Source organism: Arthrobacter sp. (assembly GCF_048266065.1).
In the GTDB taxonomy this organism is placed as follows: domain Bacteria; phylum Actinomycetota; class Actinomycetes; order Actinomycetales; family Micrococcaceae; genus Arthrobacter_H.
The window spans coordinates 134,963-150,749 of record NZ_JBLXAH010000003.1 but is presented as its reverse complement, the minus strand read 5'-3'; the positions used below and the strand labels follow the sequence as shown (position 1 = coordinate 150,749).

14 protein-coding genes, 1 tRNA gene and 1 other RNA gene are annotated in these 15,787 nt (G+C 68.8%); 9 read left to right on the top strand and 7 right to left on the bottom strand.

What is annotated here, in order from left to right:
• Positions 1-76: 76 nt before the first annotated feature.
• Together ACN0TP_RS06190 and ACN0TP_RS06185 are read right to left on the bottom strand one after the other, a co-directional pair.
• On the bottom strand, positions 77-2,041 hold the full coding sequence (locus tag ACN0TP_RS06190; protein ID WP_417217762.1) for an aconitate hydratase: 1,965 nt from the start codon (positions 2,039-2,041) through the stop codon (positions 77-79).
• A gap of 153 nt (positions 2,042-2,194) precedes the next feature.
• Positions 2,195-2,279 (bottom strand) — tRNA-Ser (locus tag ACN0TP_RS06185).
• Positions 2,280-2,456: 177 nt separating this feature from the next.
• Between ACN0TP_RS06185 and ACN0TP_RS06180 the strand changes: the two genes are divergently transcribed.
• Both ACN0TP_RS06180 and ffs read left to right on the top strand, forming a co-directional pair.
• Positions 2,457-3,023, top strand: coding sequence for a hypothetical protein (locus ACN0TP_RS06180; protein WP_417217760.1), 567 nt, complete (start codon positions 2,457-2,459; stop codon positions 3,021-3,023).
• Between the two features lie 39 nt (positions 3,024-3,062).
• Positions 3,063-3,159, top strand: an RNA gene (gene ffs, locus ACN0TP_RS06175) — signal recognition particle sRNA small type.
• On the opposite strand, the gene ACN0TP_RS06170 is transcribed toward ffs, so the two are convergent.
• Positions 3,155-3,529 (bottom strand): VOC family protein, encoded by a 375-nt coding sequence (locus ACN0TP_RS06170; protein WP_417217758.1) that lies wholly within the window; start codon positions 3,527-3,529, stop codon positions 3,155-3,157. The genes ffs and ACN0TP_RS06170 overlap by 5 nt on opposite strands.
• A 153-nt stretch (positions 3,530-3,682) precedes the next feature.
• Between ACN0TP_RS06170 and gluQRS the strand changes: the two genes are divergently transcribed.
• The 3 genes from gluQRS to recR are packed head-to-tail and all read left to right on the top strand — an operon-like array spanning position 3,683 to position 8,449.
• A complete protein-coding gene (gene gluQRS / locus ACN0TP_RS06165) occupies positions 3,683-4,618 on the top strand; it encodes a tRNA glutamyl-Q(34) synthetase GluQRS (protein WP_417217756.1) in 936 nt (311 codons plus the stop codon).
• 28 nt (positions 4,619-4,646) lie between these two features.
• On the top strand, positions 4,647-7,808 hold the full coding sequence (locus ACN0TP_RS06160) for a DNA polymerase III subunit gamma and tau (protein WP_417217755.1): 3,162 nt from the start codon (positions 4,647-4,649) through the stop codon (positions 7,806-7,808).
• Between the two features lie 44 nt (positions 7,809-7,852).
• On the top strand, positions 7,853-8,449 hold the full coding sequence (recR, locus tag ACN0TP_RS06155; protein ID WP_417217753.1) for a recombination mediator RecR: 597 nt from the start codon (positions 7,853-7,855) through the stop codon (positions 8,447-8,449).
• Positions 8,450-8,466: 17 nt separating this feature from the next.
• Here recR and ACN0TP_RS06150 read toward each other — a convergent pair whose 3' ends face one another.
• Together ACN0TP_RS06150 and ACN0TP_RS06145 are read right to left on the bottom strand one after the other, a co-directional pair.
• Complete coding sequence (locus tag ACN0TP_RS06150; RefSeq protein ID WP_417217751.1) at positions 8,467-9,048, bottom strand: DinB family protein; 582 nt, start codon at positions 9,046-9,048, stop codon at positions 8,467-8,469.
• Between the two features lie 58 nt (positions 9,049-9,106).
• Positions 9,107-9,877: a GntR family transcriptional regulator gene (locus ACN0TP_RS06145; protein ID WP_417217749.1), complete on the bottom strand. Its 771-nt coding sequence runs from the start codon at positions 9,875-9,877 to the stop codon at positions 9,107-9,109.
• 353 nt (positions 9,878-10,230) lie between these two features.
• Between ACN0TP_RS06145 and ehuB the strand changes: the two genes are divergently transcribed.
• From ehuB to ehuA, 4 genes are all read left to right on the top strand, one after another.
• The gene (gene ehuB / locus ACN0TP_RS06140; RefSeq protein ID WP_417217747.1) at positions 10,231-11,175 is read left to right on the top strand and encodes an ectoine/hydroxyectoine ABC transporter substrate-binding protein EhuB; all 945 of its coding nucleotides are present in this window, start codon (positions 10,231-10,233) and stop codon (positions 11,173-11,175) included.
• An 84-nt stretch (positions 11,176-11,259) separates the two neighbouring features.
• Positions 11,260-11,988, top strand: a complete 729-nt coding sequence (gene ehuC, locus ACN0TP_RS06135) for an ectoine/hydroxyectoine ABC transporter permease subunit EhuC (RefSeq protein WP_417217746.1) — start codon at positions 11,260-11,262, stop codon at positions 11,986-11,988.
• Positions 11,985-12,656, top strand: a complete 672-nt coding sequence (gene ehuD / locus ACN0TP_RS06130) for an ectoine/hydroxyectoine ABC transporter permease subunit EhuD (RefSeq protein ID WP_417217744.1) — start codon at positions 11,985-11,987, stop codon at positions 12,654-12,656. Before ehuC ends, ehuD begins: the two co-directional genes overlap by 4 nt.
• Entirely contained in the window at positions 12,640-13,488 is an 849-nt protein-coding gene (gene ehuA, locus ACN0TP_RS06125; RefSeq protein ID WP_417217742.1) for an ectoine/hydroxyectoine ABC transporter ATP-binding protein EhuA, read from the top strand. Before ehuD ends, ehuA begins: the two co-directional genes overlap by 17 nt.
• A gap of 87 nt (positions 13,489-13,575) precedes the next feature.
• Here the strand turns inward: ehuA and ACN0TP_RS06120 are convergent, their stop codons facing one another.
• Both ACN0TP_RS06120 and ACN0TP_RS06115 read right to left on the bottom strand, forming a co-directional pair.
• Entirely contained in the window at positions 13,576-14,751 is a 1,176-nt protein-coding gene (locus tag ACN0TP_RS06120; protein ID WP_417217740.1) for an ABC transporter permease, read from the bottom strand.
• Positions 14,748-15,749 (bottom strand): ABC transporter ATP-binding protein, encoded by a 1,002-nt coding sequence (locus tag ACN0TP_RS06115; RefSeq protein WP_417217738.1) that lies wholly within the window; start codon positions 15,747-15,749, stop codon positions 14,748-14,750. Before ACN0TP_RS06115 ends, ACN0TP_RS06120 begins: the two co-directional genes overlap by 4 nt.
• Positions 15,750-15,787 lie beyond the last annotated feature (38 nt).

Genomic DNA, 15,787 nt, shown 5'->3' with positions numbered 1-15,787 from the left:
CCCCTCCCCGAACTGACGTTCCGGAGGTGGCTTGGGTCACACTCTAGGGGTGCAGAGCGGGGACCCGCCACCCCTCCTAGGAGGCGGCAGCGGCGGGGATCCGGCCGCCGGCCAGGACCATCTTCACCTGGCGATCGGAGAGATTGTGCCGCAACGTGACCTCCTCGCCGCCCAACGTGGCGGTGATCTCCCGACCTGCCGCGAGCTGGCCGTGCAGTCCCTTGATGACGAGCCGGGCACCGGCGGCCCCGTCGTCGTAATCAGCCGGGTCGGTGAATTCCAGGGCGAGGATGCCGAAATTGGCCAGGTTCTGCCAGTGGATGCGCGCGAAGGACTTGGCGACCACGACCCGCAGCCCCAGGTAGCGCGGGGCAATGACCGCGTGTTCGCGGGAGGAGCCCTGGCCATAGTTCTCGCCGGCAACGACGGCGTGTCCGCCCTCGGCTTCCTTCGCATGCGCGGGATAGTCGGCGTCGATGCGGGTGAAGCTGAATTCGGCGATCTTCGGGATGTTGCTGCGGAAGGGCAGCACGCGCGAGCCCGCCGGCATGATCTCGTCGGTTGAGACGTTGTCATCCATCTGCAGCAGGATCGGCAGGTCGAGGTCGTCGGCAACGGCGTCGAAGTCGGGCAGGGAGGAGATATTGGATCCCTTCACCAGGTCTACGGAGGACGCCTCCTGCGGGTCCAGCGGGGGTTGGAGCATGTCGGTGTTCTGGCTGAACTTCCCCGGCAGGTCGGGGTGGGGGTAGTCCAGGCCCAGGTCACGGCCGAGCTCACGCGGGTCGGTGATCTTCCCGGTCAGGGCCGCGGCGGCAGCCGTCTCCGGTGAACACAACCAGACGGCGTCCTCCTCGGTTCCGGAGCGTCCGGGGAAGTTCCGGGGCATGGTGCGCAGGCTGTTCCGCCCCATCGCCGGAGCCTGGCCCATGCCGATGCAGCCCATGCAGCCCGACTGGTGGATGCGGGCGCCGGAACCAACCAGCTGGGTGAGCCAGCCGCCCGCGATGAGGTCAGCCAGGACCTCGCGCGAGGTGGGGTTCACGTCGACGGAGACCTGCGGGTGGGCTTGGCGCCCGGAGAGGATCTCGGCGAAGACGGCGAAGTCGCGCAGACCGGGGTTCGCGGAGGAGCCGACCACCACCTGGAAGACGTCCTCACCCGCGGCTTCGGCCACGGTCACCACGTTGCCCGGCGATGACGGCTTGGCGATGAGCGGCTCCAGGGCCGAGAGGTCGATGGAGTCGGTGACATCGTAGGTTGCCCCCGCATCGGCGACCAGCTCGGTGAAGTCATCCGCACGCCCGACGGCCTCGAGGAAGTCCCGGACGGCCGCGTCCGCGGGGAAGACGGTGGTGGTGGCGCCCAGTTCGGCGCCCATGTTCGCGATGACGTGGCGGTCCATGGCCGTCAGGCCCTCCAGTCCCGGACCGTGGTATTCGATGATCCGGCCCACGCCGCCCTTCACCCCGTGGCGGCGGAGCATCTCGAGGATGACGTCCTTGGCCGAAACCCAGTCCGGCAATGTGCCGGTGAGTTCGATGCCCCAGATCTCCGGCATGGTGACATACAACGGCTCGCCGGCCATGGCCATGGCCACTTCCAGACCGCCAACCCCGACGGCGAGCATGCCGATGGCCCCGGCGGCGCAGGTATGGGAGTCGGAGCCGACCATGGTGGCCCCGGGTTTGCCGAACCGCGATTGGTGGACCGGGTGGGACACCCCGTTGCCGGCCTTGGAGTACCAGAGGCCGAACCGCTGGGCTGCCGATTGCAGGAACAGATGGTCCTCGGGGTTCTTCTCATCGGTCTGCAGCAGGTTGTGGTCGACGTACTGGGCTGAGAGTTCCGTCTTCACCCGTTCGAGACCCATGGCCTCGAGTTCGAGCATGACCATGGTGCCCGTGGCGTCCTGCGTCAGCGTCTGGTCGATGGAGATGCCCACTTCGGTGCCGGGCGTCATTTCCCCTTCCACCAGATGCGCGGCGATCAACTGCTGCGCGACATTGCGGGCTGGGGTCTGGGTGGATGGCGTGGACATGGTGGGCTCCCCTCCGGCAGGCGGTCCGCCACCGGGCCGGCAACGGACCCACTGCCCATGCTAGGCACGAAGTGCGAAAGCAGACAGGGGTGCGTGTCGGAACAACAAAAGCGGCTCCGACATCGTTGCTTGTCAGAGCCGCTTTTGTATCCGCGGAGGATGGGGGATTTGAACCCCCGAGGGCGTGAACCCAACACGCGTTCCAGGCGTGCGCCATAGGCCGCTAGGCGAATCCTCCAGATTGCCCAAAAGAGCAGGCTCCAGCTTACCGGACATTTCCCCACAGGCCGAATCGGAGCAGGACCCCCTCATCCCCTGGCAGCACCACCCGGTCATGCCAGGGGGTGATGACGACTGGTTCGGATGGGGCCCCGGTCCGATGTGCCACCGCGCGGCGCTCCGTAGCGTTGGATCCATGAACACCACACTGACTTCCCGCACCCGAACGATTGCCGCCACCGTCGGACTCGGCGCCGTCCTGCTGGGCGCCACCGGATGCAGCGCGCTCTCCCTGCCCACCGGATCCGAATACGACAAGACCCAGGGATACGACTTCAAGGACCTGCAGGACTCCAACGCCCAGAAGGTCCTTCCCTCCTGGACCCCGGAGGACGCCACGAACATCAAGGAGGAACAGCGCACCACCGGCAATGAACGCCTCCTCGTCATGGACGTGGCCACGAACAAGGCACCCGGGACCTGCAAGGCGTTGAAAACCCCCGGGAAGCCGACCGCCTCCGAGATCGAACGTGGTCTCGTGGCCGAGGGCGCCAGCCGCTCGGAAGCGGCCGATGAGGCGGCACAGCAATACACGACCCCGCTCCTGGAAGCCGATTGGTGGCCGCGGGACCAGCAGGAAAATGCGACCCATCTGTGCGGCAAGTGGTGGGTCTCCGTCGAGGACGGAAAGCTCTACGCCTACTCCCCCGAGTCCCAGACCATCGCCGACGGGGTGAAGGACGAGCGCTCCGCGAAGAAGTAGCTGCGGACCGGGCACACCCCGATTTCAGGTACACTATTTGTCGGCCCCTCATGTGGTGTCATCCCGCCGAACTCCCCCAGGACCGGAAGGTAGCAAGGGTAGGTGGGCTCTGGCAGGTGCATGAGGGGTCTTTACTTTTCCCTGACGGCAGGCTCCCAGAGCTGGACGACGTTTCCCTCGGGATCAGCCAGGCTGGCGAAACGGCCCATCGCATACGCTTCCGGGTCGACCTCTACCTCGACGCCGGCGGACCGCAGCTGGGCAACCATCGCCGTGAGGTCACGGACCCTGAAGTTGATCGACCAGGACCGGGAGGCATCCCCCAGCATGGTCGTTTCGCGCCCCATGGGGGCAAACGCCGTCACCCCACCCTCCTGCGTCCACGGCTGGTCCTCCATGTAGAGCGGAACGCGATCGACGCCGAGCATCGATGCGTACCAGTCGGCTAGTGCCTCGGGGTCCTCGGCGCGGAAGAAGAATCCGCCGATCCCTGTCACGCGTTCCATATCCCACACACCTTTCCGCGCAGATCCTGCCATGCGCACCGTGCCGCCCACAAGCCCCCGTCACCCCATCGGGACCCGGCCCCGTGGCGTAATCTGGGACGGCTCCCGGACACTGCCGGGACACCTACGACCACCACCTGCCAGGAGGCCGCCATGGGCGCCGGACGCTACGCCCCCAGCCCGTCCGGGGAACTGCATCTGGGCAATCTGCGCACCGCCCTGTTGGCCTGGCTCTTCGCCCGCAGCACACACCGCAGCTTCCTGCTCCGTGTCGAGGACCTGGACCGCGCCCGCGCCGGAGCCGAAGCGGTCCAGCTGGCCGATCTGCGGGCCATCGGCCTGGACTGGGACGGCCCGGTGGTCCGCCAGACCGAGCGCGCAGACGGCTTCGGCGCAGCGATCGCCGCCCTGCAGGAGGCGGGGCTGCTCTATGAGTGCTTCTGCACCCGCCGCGACATCGCCGAAGCCCCGTCGGCACCGCATGCGGCACCCGGCGCCTACCCGGGGACCTGCAGGAACCTCACGGAAACCGAACGCTCGACGCGGCGGGCCGAGCGCCCCGCCGCGCTGCGCCTGCGCACCGACATCGACCGGTTCACCGTCACCGATGTCCTGCAGGGCGACTACACGGGCGTGGTCGATGACTTTGTCGTGGTCCGCAACGACGGCGTCCCTGCCTACAACCTCGCAGTCGTGGTCGACGATGCCCTGCAGGGGATCGACCAGGTGGTCCGCGGCGATGACCTGCTGCCCTCCACCCCGCGGCAGGCCCATCTGGCCACCGTGCTGGCGGGCCTGGGCGCCGTTCCGGCCGCCGGCCCCGACTCGGCGGTCCCGCAGTACGCGCACGTCCCTCTGGTGCTCAACGCGGAGGGGCGACGGCTGGCCAAGCGCGACGGGTCAGTCACCCTCGCCCAGCTGCGCGACGACGGTGTCGGCGCCCTGCGGGTGCGCTCCGTGCTGTTGGAGTCGGTCGGCCTCCCGGGCGGCTCGTTGGCCGAGGCACTGGAGGCCTTCGACCCGGCACTACTGCCCCGCGAACCCTGGGTCTTCACCGGGTTCCCCGCGCCCACCGGAGGGATGCAATGAGCCCCGCGGACCGGATAGGCTTCAGGGCGTGAGTACAGCCCTTTACCGTCGCTATCGTCCGGACACCTTCGCGGACGTGATCGGGCAGGAGCATGTCACCACGCCGTTGATGGCGGCCCTGTCGAAGAACCGGGTCAACCACGCCTACCTCTTCTCCGGCCCGCGCGGCTGCGGCAAGACCACCTCCGCCAGGATCCTGGCGCGCTGCCTGAACTGCGCCCAGGGCCCCACGGCGACCCCCTGCGGGGAATGCGACAGCTGCCGCGAACTGGCGACCGGCGGATCGGGATCCCTCGACGTCATCGAGATCGACGCGGCCTCCCACGGCGGCGTCGACGACGCCCGCGACCTGCGCGAACGCGCCACCTTCGCCCCGGTCCGCGACCGCTACAAGATCTTCATCATCGACGAGGCCCACATGGTGACCTCGGCCGGGTTCAACGCCCTGCTGAAGATCGTCGAGGAGCCGCCGGAGCACATCAAGTTCATCTTCGCCACGACGGAGCCGGACAAGGTCATCGGCACCATCCGCTCGCGCACCCACCATTACCCGTTCCGGCTCGTGCCGCCCGAACCCCTGATGGCCTACCTCGAACGACTCTGCACCCAGGAAAACGTGCAGGTCGCCCCCGGCGTGCTGTCCCTGGTCATCCGCGCCGGCGGCGGATCGGTGCGCGACTCGCTCTCCGTGCTGGACCAGCTCATGGCCGGCGCCGGCCCCGACGGGCTGGACTACGAGCTCGCCGTCTCGCTGCTCGGCTACACCCACGCCTCCCTGCTGGACGACGTCGTCGACGCCATGGCCGCCCAGGACGCGGCCACCGTCTTCTCCGCCGTCGACCGGGTCATCCAGACAGGCCACGATCCGCGCCGGTTCGTGGAGGACCTGCTCGAGCGCTTCCGCGACCTAATCATCGTCAAGGCCATGCCCGAGTCCGCCGCCCAGGTCATCCGCGGCCTGCCCGAGGACCAACTGCACCGCATGAACCAGCAGGCCTCGCTGCTCGGCCACGCCGAACTCAGCCGCAGCGCCGACGTCACCAACCAGGCGCTGACCGAAATGACCGGCGCCACCAGCCCGCGCCTGCACCTGGAACTGCTCTGCGCCCGGCTGCTGCTGCCCGCCTCGGACACCACCGAACGCGGCATCAACGCCCGGGTGGACCGGATCGAGCGCCGCCTCAGCTACGCCGGCGACGTCCCCGAGGTCCCCGCGGGACAGCCCGCCGGCACCCCACAGCCAGTGCACGACGGCGGGGCCTCACCGGCCGCCGCCGGCTTCGAGTCCGCTGCCGGTCCCCAGGGCGCCGCCGCGGTCCGCGAGGCTCTGCGGGCCGCCCGCGGCAAGGACCAGCCGGCCGCAGCAGCGGCTCCCGCAGCAGAGCTGCCGGCCGGTTCCCCCACCGGTGAAGCCACCGGCGAATCACCCGACGCAGTCGACGGCGAGGCACGCGACGAGCCCACCACGCCGGGCACCGGGGACGAACGCTGGACCTCGGACGGCCCGGCGGCCACGTCCCCGGACGCACCGACTGCCGGTTCGCCGGCCCCGGAGGCGGCACCCGCACCGGCAGCCCCCCGGAGCGCGGCCCCCGAAGCATCCGCCGAACCATCGCCCGACTGGGGTGGAACCTGGGGGCCCGTCGACGCCGCCGGAGCCCCGGCCTCCGACGCGCCGGCATCCGACGTGCCGGCCCCGGCATCTGCCCCGATTCCGGCGGCGGGCCCCGCCCCGGACATCCGCAGCACTGCGGCCCGGGAACAACCGCCAACAACCGATGCCCCCGGCACGGCACCCGTCCCGGCCGGGAAAACGTCCCCAGCCGATGCACCGCCCGCCTCCACCTCGGGTGCCGCGGGCACCGTGGAGATGTTCCGCCGGGCGTGGCCGGAGATCATGGACGCCCTGCGTGAGGAGAAGAAGTTCGTCTGGCTGACGATCCAGCCCCATGCCTCATTGGCTGGCTACGACGGCCGGACGCTGACGGTGGCGTTCGCCAACCCCGGCCCCATGAAGGCCTTCTCCGCCAAGCAGGACAACATCGAGCTGCTCCAGCGCAGCATCACCAAGGTCTTGGGGCTCACTCCGGAGATCGTCATCACCGCCGGGGGTTCCGCTCCGGCGGGTGGTTCGGGCCCAAAAGCTGAGCGCCGGCCAGCGCCGGCGTCCCGCGGTCCGGTAGCGCCGCCGCGCGCCGAAGCCGAACCCGTACGCCCGACGGCCGCCCCGGTGGCGGATGCCCGGCCCACGGCCCCCTCCCCCGACCAGGCGCCGACCGCCCCGCCGGCACAGCAGGCAGCCGCGGCCCCGGCACCTTCCACGTCCCGTGGACCTTCAGCGGCTGCCGCCCCGGTTCCCGGGACGGGAACCCAGCACCCCGGAACCGGTGGCCCCCCGGCCACGGGACCGGCCGCTGCCCTGCGCCAACGACGCTCCACCACGCCCTCGGCACCGTCCAACCGCACTACGGCAGAACCGGCACCGGCACCGGCCGAGGGTCCCACCGATTTCGGCCCCGAGCCCGAAGACGACGGCGGGTACGACTGGGGCAGCGACAACGTCCCGGTCGCCCCGTGGGACGCGCCCGCGACCGCCTCGGCTCCCTCCGGACCGCCGGCCGAGCCACCCACGCGCGGTGGCACCGACCCGAACGGGGAGACGTGGCAACGCCCCGCGGGTCCGGCACCCGTGGAACCCACCGGGACGAATCGGCGCGTTGCCCCCTCGCCGGAACGTCCGGCAGCACCGGCTCCGGCTGGCACCCCCGCGGCACCGGCCCCCGGGGCACCCGCCGCTGCAGCACCCGCAGCCCCGGCACCGGGCCAGACGGCGGCCCCTGCACCGGGAGCCGTGGCACCGTCGTCGTCCATCCCGTCCCCGGCAACCCCAACGCGGGAGGCACCGCAACCGGCTCCCGGCAAGCCGATGAGCCGGTACCAGCAACTGCTGAACCAGGCACAGGCCAAGGAGTCCGGCACGGGGGGTGCCGGCACCGCGGGCCCGCCCGGCGGCGGGGCAGCACCGCGCCGGGGTCCGGCGGACGTAGAATCGACGTACGTTGAGGACATTCCCAGCGACGATGACATCTCCATCGAGGAATCCGGGGTGGTCGGCCGATCGGCGATCGAACGCCTGCTCAATGGCCGCCTGATCGAGGAGCGCAACCACGACGGCACCCCGGTCATCTAGGTTCACCCGCGGGGCCGTCATCCGAGAACGCAGTGTGAGGTTTCGTGTACGAAGGTGCAGTCCAAGAGCTGATCGACGAGTTCGGTCGGCTGCCCGGCATCGGGCCCAAGTCCGCCCAGCGGATCGCCTTCCACGTCCTGGAGGCCGATCCCGAGGACATGAACCGGCTCGCCGATGCCATCCGGGCGGTCAAGGACAAGGTGAAGTTCTGCTCCGTCTGCTTCAACGTCACCGAGGCGGAGACGTGCAACATCTGCCGTGACCCGCGCCGGGACGAGACGGTGCTCTGCGTGGTCGAGGAGTCCAAGGACGTCATGGCGGTGGAACGGACGCGCTCGTTCCGCGGCAAGTACCACGTGCTCGGCGGGTCCATCAACCCCATTGCCGGTGTCGGCCCCGACCAGCTGCACATCCGCGAACTGCTGGGGCGTCTGCACGACGACAAGATCACCGAGGTCATCATCGCCACCGACCCGAACCTGGAGGGCGAGGCGACGGCCACCTACCTGGCCCGCATGCTCTCGACCATCGGCATCAAGATCTCCCGGCTCGCTTCGGGTTTGCCGGTCGGCGGGGACCTCGAATACGCCGACGAGGTCACCCTGGGGCGGGCCTTCGAGGGCCGCCGCGTCATGTCCTGACCGCTCCGGCCGGCTCCTCAGCTCCTGAACCGTTCGGCGATCCCCTGCAGGCGTGCGCGGTACCCCTCCCACCAGGCGCCGTCCCCCGCCGGGAGGTTGCCGTGGGCACTGGAGAGTCCCGCCGAACCGTCGAGGGCTTCACGCACGACGTCGGCATGCCCGGCATGGCGTGCCGTCTCGGCAATCATGTGGACCAGCAGGCGCTGCAGGTTCGTGTGGCCACGTTCGGGCCCCCACCAGGGGACGAATGCCTCCGCCTCCAGGTCCAGCTCGGCGATCGTGGCATCGGCATGGGCGGTGGCGCGCCGGTAGAAGCCTAGGATCCATTCCGCACTCTGGTCCGCGGTGGCAAACATGTCTGCGTTGTCCTCGGCGTCGTCGTCGATCCACGGCATCGGCTCCGGCGCGGGCCGACCGAGGCATTCGCCAAAATAGCCGTACTCCATCGTGGCCACGTGCTTGACCAGCCCCAGCAGATTCGTGCCGGTAGCCGTCATCGGGCGGCGCAGATCATATTCGTCCAGTCCCTCCAGCTTCCACAGCAGGGCATCGCGTTGGTTCTGGAGGTAGCGGGCGAGGACTTCCTGGGCAGTGGACATGGGCTCTAGACTAGGGCCCCGGGCCACGCCGGTCACCCCGTGCGGTCCCCGTCGCGGGTCAGGAACCGATCGGCCCCCACTGCTGGTCACCCTCGGTGATGTCGACGATCGCCGTCGCGACCGGTCCGGGCGACCTGCCGGTCAGCCGGTCCACGGTATCGGCGAAGTGCGCCTGGAGCTGGGCCACTGCCGCCTCCCCGTCACCTGCGACGACGAGGTCCAGGCGCTCGCGGTGCACCGCATGGACGTCGGTGCGCACGATGTAGCCCCGGGGATGGCCCAGGCTGGCCAGCCTGGTTTCCATGACCAGCGTGGACATGTAGCGGCACAGCCGCAGGTTGCCCGCCGCCCGGACCATCTCAAAATGCAGTTCCAGGTCGGTATTGCCGATCGATCGGGGGGACTCCGAAGCCGCCGCCTGGTGCGCCAGCCCGTGCAGCCGCTCCAGCAAGCCGAACGCCTGGGCCAGCCGTCGTCGACGTTCGCGGACGGTCGGCAGGCCCGCCAGGCTGCGGAGCGCGGCACCTTCGACGATCAACCGGGTGGCATACAACGGTTCCAGGTCCTCGACGCCCACTGTGGCCACGCGCAGGCCCTGCCCTTGGCGGGCCACCAGGAGGCCATCCTGGACCAATCGCTGGGCCGATTCGCGCAACGATCCGCGGCTGACGCCGAGTTCCTGGGCGACAACCGCCTCCTGGAGCTGGGCGCCTGGCAGGATGAGGCCCTCGTAGATCGCGTCGCGCAATTGGACGGTGATCAGGTCGATCGTCGAGGAGCGCAGGACGCGGCCCATGCTCGGGGCCGGCGCCTGGTGGGCCGTGGGCATGGGGGCTCCATTCTCGGGGCGGATGAAAACGAATCGTGCGTCGTCAACGACGTTCCGGGTCCGTTGCTGATCGATCGTAACTTAATCGTGACGATGCGACGCCGGGGAGATTGCGGCGTGACGACACCCCCCAATCCATCGATAAACCCCGCCAATCCGGGCCAGGGGAAACACGCGAAACGAAGTTGTCGACAATCCGATGTCTGGAACGTCAGATTGTCAATTGACCTTTTCATGACTAGCGTGATTTACACCACTCTGCACCATCCGGTCGGGTTTACCCGATGATGGCCGCGCCACCCTGGGGGGAGGCGCGGTCGATCCGGAACCCGTCACCTGAAAAGGGGTACATCATGATCCGCACTTTCCGCCGCCGGTCGCTGTTGGCTTCCGGCGCCGTCCTTGCCTCGCTTTCGCTCGCCCTCAGCGGTTGCGGAGGCACCACGACCACCGAAGGCGAAGCCGCGGGCGGCTCCGGTTCGGTGCAGGCCGGAGAGGGCCACCTGCAGGCGCTCAAGGACAAGGGGACCATCACCGTGGCCATCGCCGGTGAGGTGCCGTACTCCTATGAGGAGAAGGGCGAGGCCACCGGCGCCACGATCGCACTGGCCAAGAAGATCTTCGGCGGCATGGGCATCGACAACGTCGAAACCAAGCTCGTCGACTGGAACTCCCTGATCCCGGGCCTGAAGGCCGGCCGCTTCGACGCCGTGAGCGCGGGCATGTCGATCCTGCCCGATCGCTGCGCGGAGGCGGACTTCGCCGATCCGGAGATCATGTACACCACTGCCCTGATGACCCAGAAGGGCAACCCCAAGGGCCTGACCGATCTTGACTCGGTCAAGGCCAAGGAGGATGGCGGCGAGGACATCAAGCTCGCAGTGCTCGCCGGTGGCATCGAAGCCGGCTACGCGAAGTCCCTGGGCCTGAAGGTCCAGTCGGTCCCCGACGCCCAGACCGGGATGGACACCGTCGACAACGGCCGCGCCGACGCCTTCGCCATGACGGCCATCTCGCTGACCACCATGGCCAAGGACAACCCGGATGCCAACGTCTCCGTCGGTGACGGCTTCGTCCAGGAGATCGACGGCGTCAAGCAGCTCGGTGCCGGTTCCACGGTCTTCGCCAAGGGCGATGACGAACTGCGCGAGGCCTACAACGAGGGCCTGGCCAAGGTGACCGCGTCCGAGGAGTCCTACCTCGACGTCGTGGGCGAGTTCGGGTTCACCGCGGAGAACCTTCCGCCGAAGGACATGACGACCGCCGAACTCTGCAAGGGTGCCCCCGGCTCGAAGTAGCCCCGTCGCTGGTGCGGCCGGTCCTGGTGGCCGGTCGCACCTTCGCTGCCCCGTCCCTCCTGCACGAGAAGGAGTCCATCCTCCGTGGACGATAAATTCGCCGCCATCGGCGAGGCCATGCCCCGCCTGCTCGACGGCCTCCGCGTCACCGTGGAACTGACCATCTTGGGTGCCATCGCCGCCTTCATCCTGGCCGTCATCCTCGGCCTGGCCGCAGCCAGCCCCGCCAAGGCCTTCCGCATCCCCGCCCGTGTCATCATCGAGTTCTTCCGCGGCACATCACTGGTGGTCCAGATCTTCTGGTTCTTCTTCGTCCTGCCGCTGCTGGGCATCGACCTGCACCCCATGGTCGCAGGGGTCCTGGCGCTGGGCCTGAACTATGGCGCCTATGCCGCCGAGGTCGTCCGCGGATCCATCCAATCGGTGCCGAGCGGACAGTGGGAAGCCACCACGGCGCTCAGCCTGGGAACCGTCCAGCGCATGCGCCGGATCATCTTCCCCCAGGCCTGGGCCCTGATGATCCCCTCGCTATCCAGCCTGTTGATCCACCTGATGAAGGGCACCGCCATCGTCGGATACATCACGCTGGCTGACTTCACCTTCCAGCTCGACCAGGTCAAACGCGTCTCCGGCACGCTGTTCACCTACGGCATCGTGGGCATGCTGGGGTACTTCCTCTTCGCGTTGGTGCTCACCCTGGCCATGAACCTGCTCGAGCGCCAGGCCAAACACAAGCTGGGCCAGGGGACCTCCCTGCGGCAGATGCTGTCGCCCGCGCCCGTTGCCACCACCCGGGCAGGAGGAATCCAATGATCGGGATCCCCGCCGCCGGCCTCGACTGGGACTGGAGCACGGCAGCAGATGTCCTGCCGACGCTGTTGCTGCAATTCCTGAAGGTGACCCTGGTGGTCACGGCACTCGGCACCGTCATCGCCTCCATCCTGGGCCTGGTCATCGCCATGGCAATGCGCCTGTCGCCGCGACCGGTCGCCGAGGTGGTCAAGTGGATCGCCAACATCATCCGGATGACCCCGATCATCATCCAGCTGCTGTTCGCCTACTACGCCTTCCTGTCCCTGGACGCCATCACCGTCGGTGTCATCGTCTTCGGGATCCACTACTCCACCTACATGTCCGAGGTCTACCGGGCAGGCATCGACTCCGTGCCCCGCGGGCAGTGGGAGGCCACCACCGCCCTGTCCATGTCGACGCGGCGGACCTGGACCGCGGTGATCATCCCACAGGCACTACGTGCCACCATCCCCGCCCTGGGCAACTACGCCATCTCGATGTTCAAGGACACCCCGTTCCTGCTGGTCATCGGCGTCGTCGAACTCGTCAACGCCGGCCTGATCTACGGCGGCAACACCTACCGGTACATCGAGCCACTGACCCTGGTGGGCGTCATCTTCCTGTTGGCCAGCTACCCCACCTCACTTCTCATTGGCAGATTGGAAAAGCGCCTTGCCTACAACACCTGAGTCATCAACAGCCCCGGCCACCCGCGGGGGCAGTGCCACCGCTCCCGTGATCGAGTTCCGGGATGTCGAAAAGGCGTTTGGGGACAACGTGGTGCTCCACGACCTGAACTTCAGCGTCGAGAAGGGCGACAGGGTGACCCTCATCGGCCCCTCCGGGTCCGGCAAGACCACCATCCTGCGTCTGGTCATGACCCTGGAGGAAGCGACCGACGGGTACATCTTCGTCGGCGGCGAACCCCTGACCCACGAAGAGCGGGGCGGCAAACGGGTCGAGCGCAGCAAGAAGGACCAGAAGCGGATCCGCCAGCGGATCGGCATGGTCTTCCAGCAGTTCAACCTCTTCCCGAACATGACGGTGCTGGAGAACATCATCGAGGCCCCGGTCCACGTATTGGGACAGTCGAAGGCCGATGCCAGCGCCAAGGCCCGGCAGTTGCTGGAAAAGGTCGGGCTCTCCGACAAGGCCGACGCCAATCCCTCGTCGTTGTCCGGTGGGCAACAGCAGCGCGTGGCCATCGCCCGTGCCCTGGCCATGGACCCGGAGATCCTCCTGCTCGATGAGGTCACCAGCGCCCTGGACCCGGAAATCGTCGGGGATGTGCTGGCCATTCTGCGCAACATCGCCGACACCACCGACATCACGATGCTCATCGTCACGCACGAGATGCAGTTCGCCCGCGACGTCTCGAACCGGGTCCTGATGTTCGACGGCGGCAAGATCGTGGAGGAAGCCGCGCCAGACGTCATGTTCAGCAACCCCAGACACCAGCGCACCCAGGACTTCCTGCACGCCGTGCTCGGCGACGCCGACGGAACGATCGGCACCCATTAGACGCGCGTGGGCCGCCCCTGGGGGGAGGTGGCGGCCCACGCGTTTTCCCTCCCCGGCTGCCCCGCAGGAGGGAACCCCGGAGGGCACTCAGGCGATCCGGGTCCCCCGCGGCAACTTCCGGGTGGGGGTCGACAACCGCTGGCGGCCCAGCAGCACCAGCACCGCCGCAACCGCGACCTGCGCCACCAGGCCCAGCGGCCACAGCGGATTGCTCCCCGCGGCCTGCCCGGCTGCTGCTGCCGGCTCCTGCTTCCTGCCGTCCAGGCACGGAGCGCGTCCGGGCACGCCGGCCTGCGACGCGCGGACCCCCTCGCTCAGCGAGTGCATGATGCCGGACTCCGCAGGGAACCCGGTCGAGGCCCGGGCCGGCACCGCATCCGCCAGGACGACGAACGGGTTGGCGGCCAGCAGCCACGTGATCCGTTCGGTGTGGAAGATGCTCGACTCGTAGGTGTCCGGACCGCACACGTAGGCCTCCGGGTCGATCGTGTAGGATTCCTGCTCCCGTTGGATCCCCTCCAGGTAGGCCTCCTGGTCCTCGATGACCTTCCCCTGGGCATCGACTGCCTCACCGGCGTCGTTGTACTGCACCTTGGACCAGGGATCATCGGGCCAGATCTGCGCGGAGACCGTGACCTGCTCCTCCACCAGCTGGAAGGACAGCCCGTAGGCGATGGCAGTCCCCAGGGAGAGCAAGGCGACCAGCAGATAGGTGGACACGACGGCGAAGAGGGGCCGGCCGGCCCTGGCGGAGACGCCGACACCGATGGCGCAGACGATGCCGAATTCGACGGCCGTCATCAGCAGGAAGACGGGGACTGCCGGAAGATACACGTCGCCATAGGTCATGGCCCAGACGATCATCGGCACCGAAACCACCAGGAACGCCAGCGAGGAGACCCAGGCGGCCAGCCATTTTCCGGCGAGGATCTGCCCCGGGGTCAGCAGCGTGTTCTGCAGGATGGCCAACGTCCCGGCGGAGCGGTCACCACTGACGGTGTTGGCCGACAGGGCCGGGGCGACCAGCAGGCCGAAGAACAGCACGAACGCGATGACCAGCTCGAACATCATCTGGCCGATGCCGGACGCGGCGCCCGTGGCAAAGGCAGCCAGGGCCGCCACCAGGCCGATGACCACGAACCAGACAGCCAGCAGGATGTACCAGCCACGGGTCCGCAGGCGTTGACGTGTCTCCATCCGGAAGACCGTGCCGATCCCGGCGAAGAATCCCAGGGTGGTCCTGGTGGGGGCCGTCGTGCTCATCGGGTCTCCCCTTCGCCGTCGGCTTCGGCCGGTTCAAGACTGCTCACATATGACTCCTCCAGCGCACCTGAGCTGGGCCCAAAGGCGGTGACCGGCACCCCGGCCAGCACCAGGCGGCGCAACAGCGCTGCCGCCGCTGCCTCCGAATCCAGCCGCACCACCGTGGGCTTGCGGCGGTATCCGTCGGCCGCCACCGTCTGAACGCCGGCGGCGGAGAGCTCGGTCGCCAGGGCTGCCGGGTCGGTGGACTGGATGGAATATCTGCGCTGCCGGGCCCCGGCGTCGTCGACCGTCAATTCGCGCACGCTGCGTCCCCCGGCTATGAAGACGGCGCGGTCGGCCATCTCGTCGAGTTCGGCCAACACGTGGGAGCTGACCACCACGGTCCGGCCCCGGTCCGCCAGACCGCGCAGCAGGTTGCGCAGTTCGATCCGCGCACCCGGATCCAGGCCGGAGGCGGGCTCGTCGAGCAGCAGGACCTGGGGGTCGTTGACCAGGGCCCGGGCCAGCGAGAGGCGCTGCTGTTGTCCGCGGGAGAGCACCCGGGCCGGGCGGGCGGCAAACTCCCGGAGCATCACGAGTTCGAGCAGTTCGTCGGCCCGTGCCGCGGCGGCGGCCTTCGATGCCCCGTAGAGCCGGCCCATCATCGCCAGGATCTCGTGGGCCGTGAGTTCCTCCCAGACGCCGAGCGTGTCCGGCATCCAGCCCAGTTGCGCCCGGGCCGCGCGGGGGTCGGCGACCGGGTCGATGCCGCAGATCCTGATGCCCCCGGCATCGGGGGCCAGCAGCGAGGCGAGCATCAGCAGCAGGGTCGTCTTGCCCGATCCGTTGGGTCCGATCAGCGCGGTGACCTCCCCGGGCCGGGCGGTGAAGTCGATGGCCTGGACCGCCTGCACCGTCCCGAAGGACCGGGCCAGCGAGGTGGCAACCACCCCCAGCGGTTCCGTGGGCACCGTCCCCGGCGCCCCGCCGTCGTGCCGTGGTGTCCTGGCTCCCATGTTCCCCCGCCTTCCGCGTCCCGGCGGCCGATGCGCAG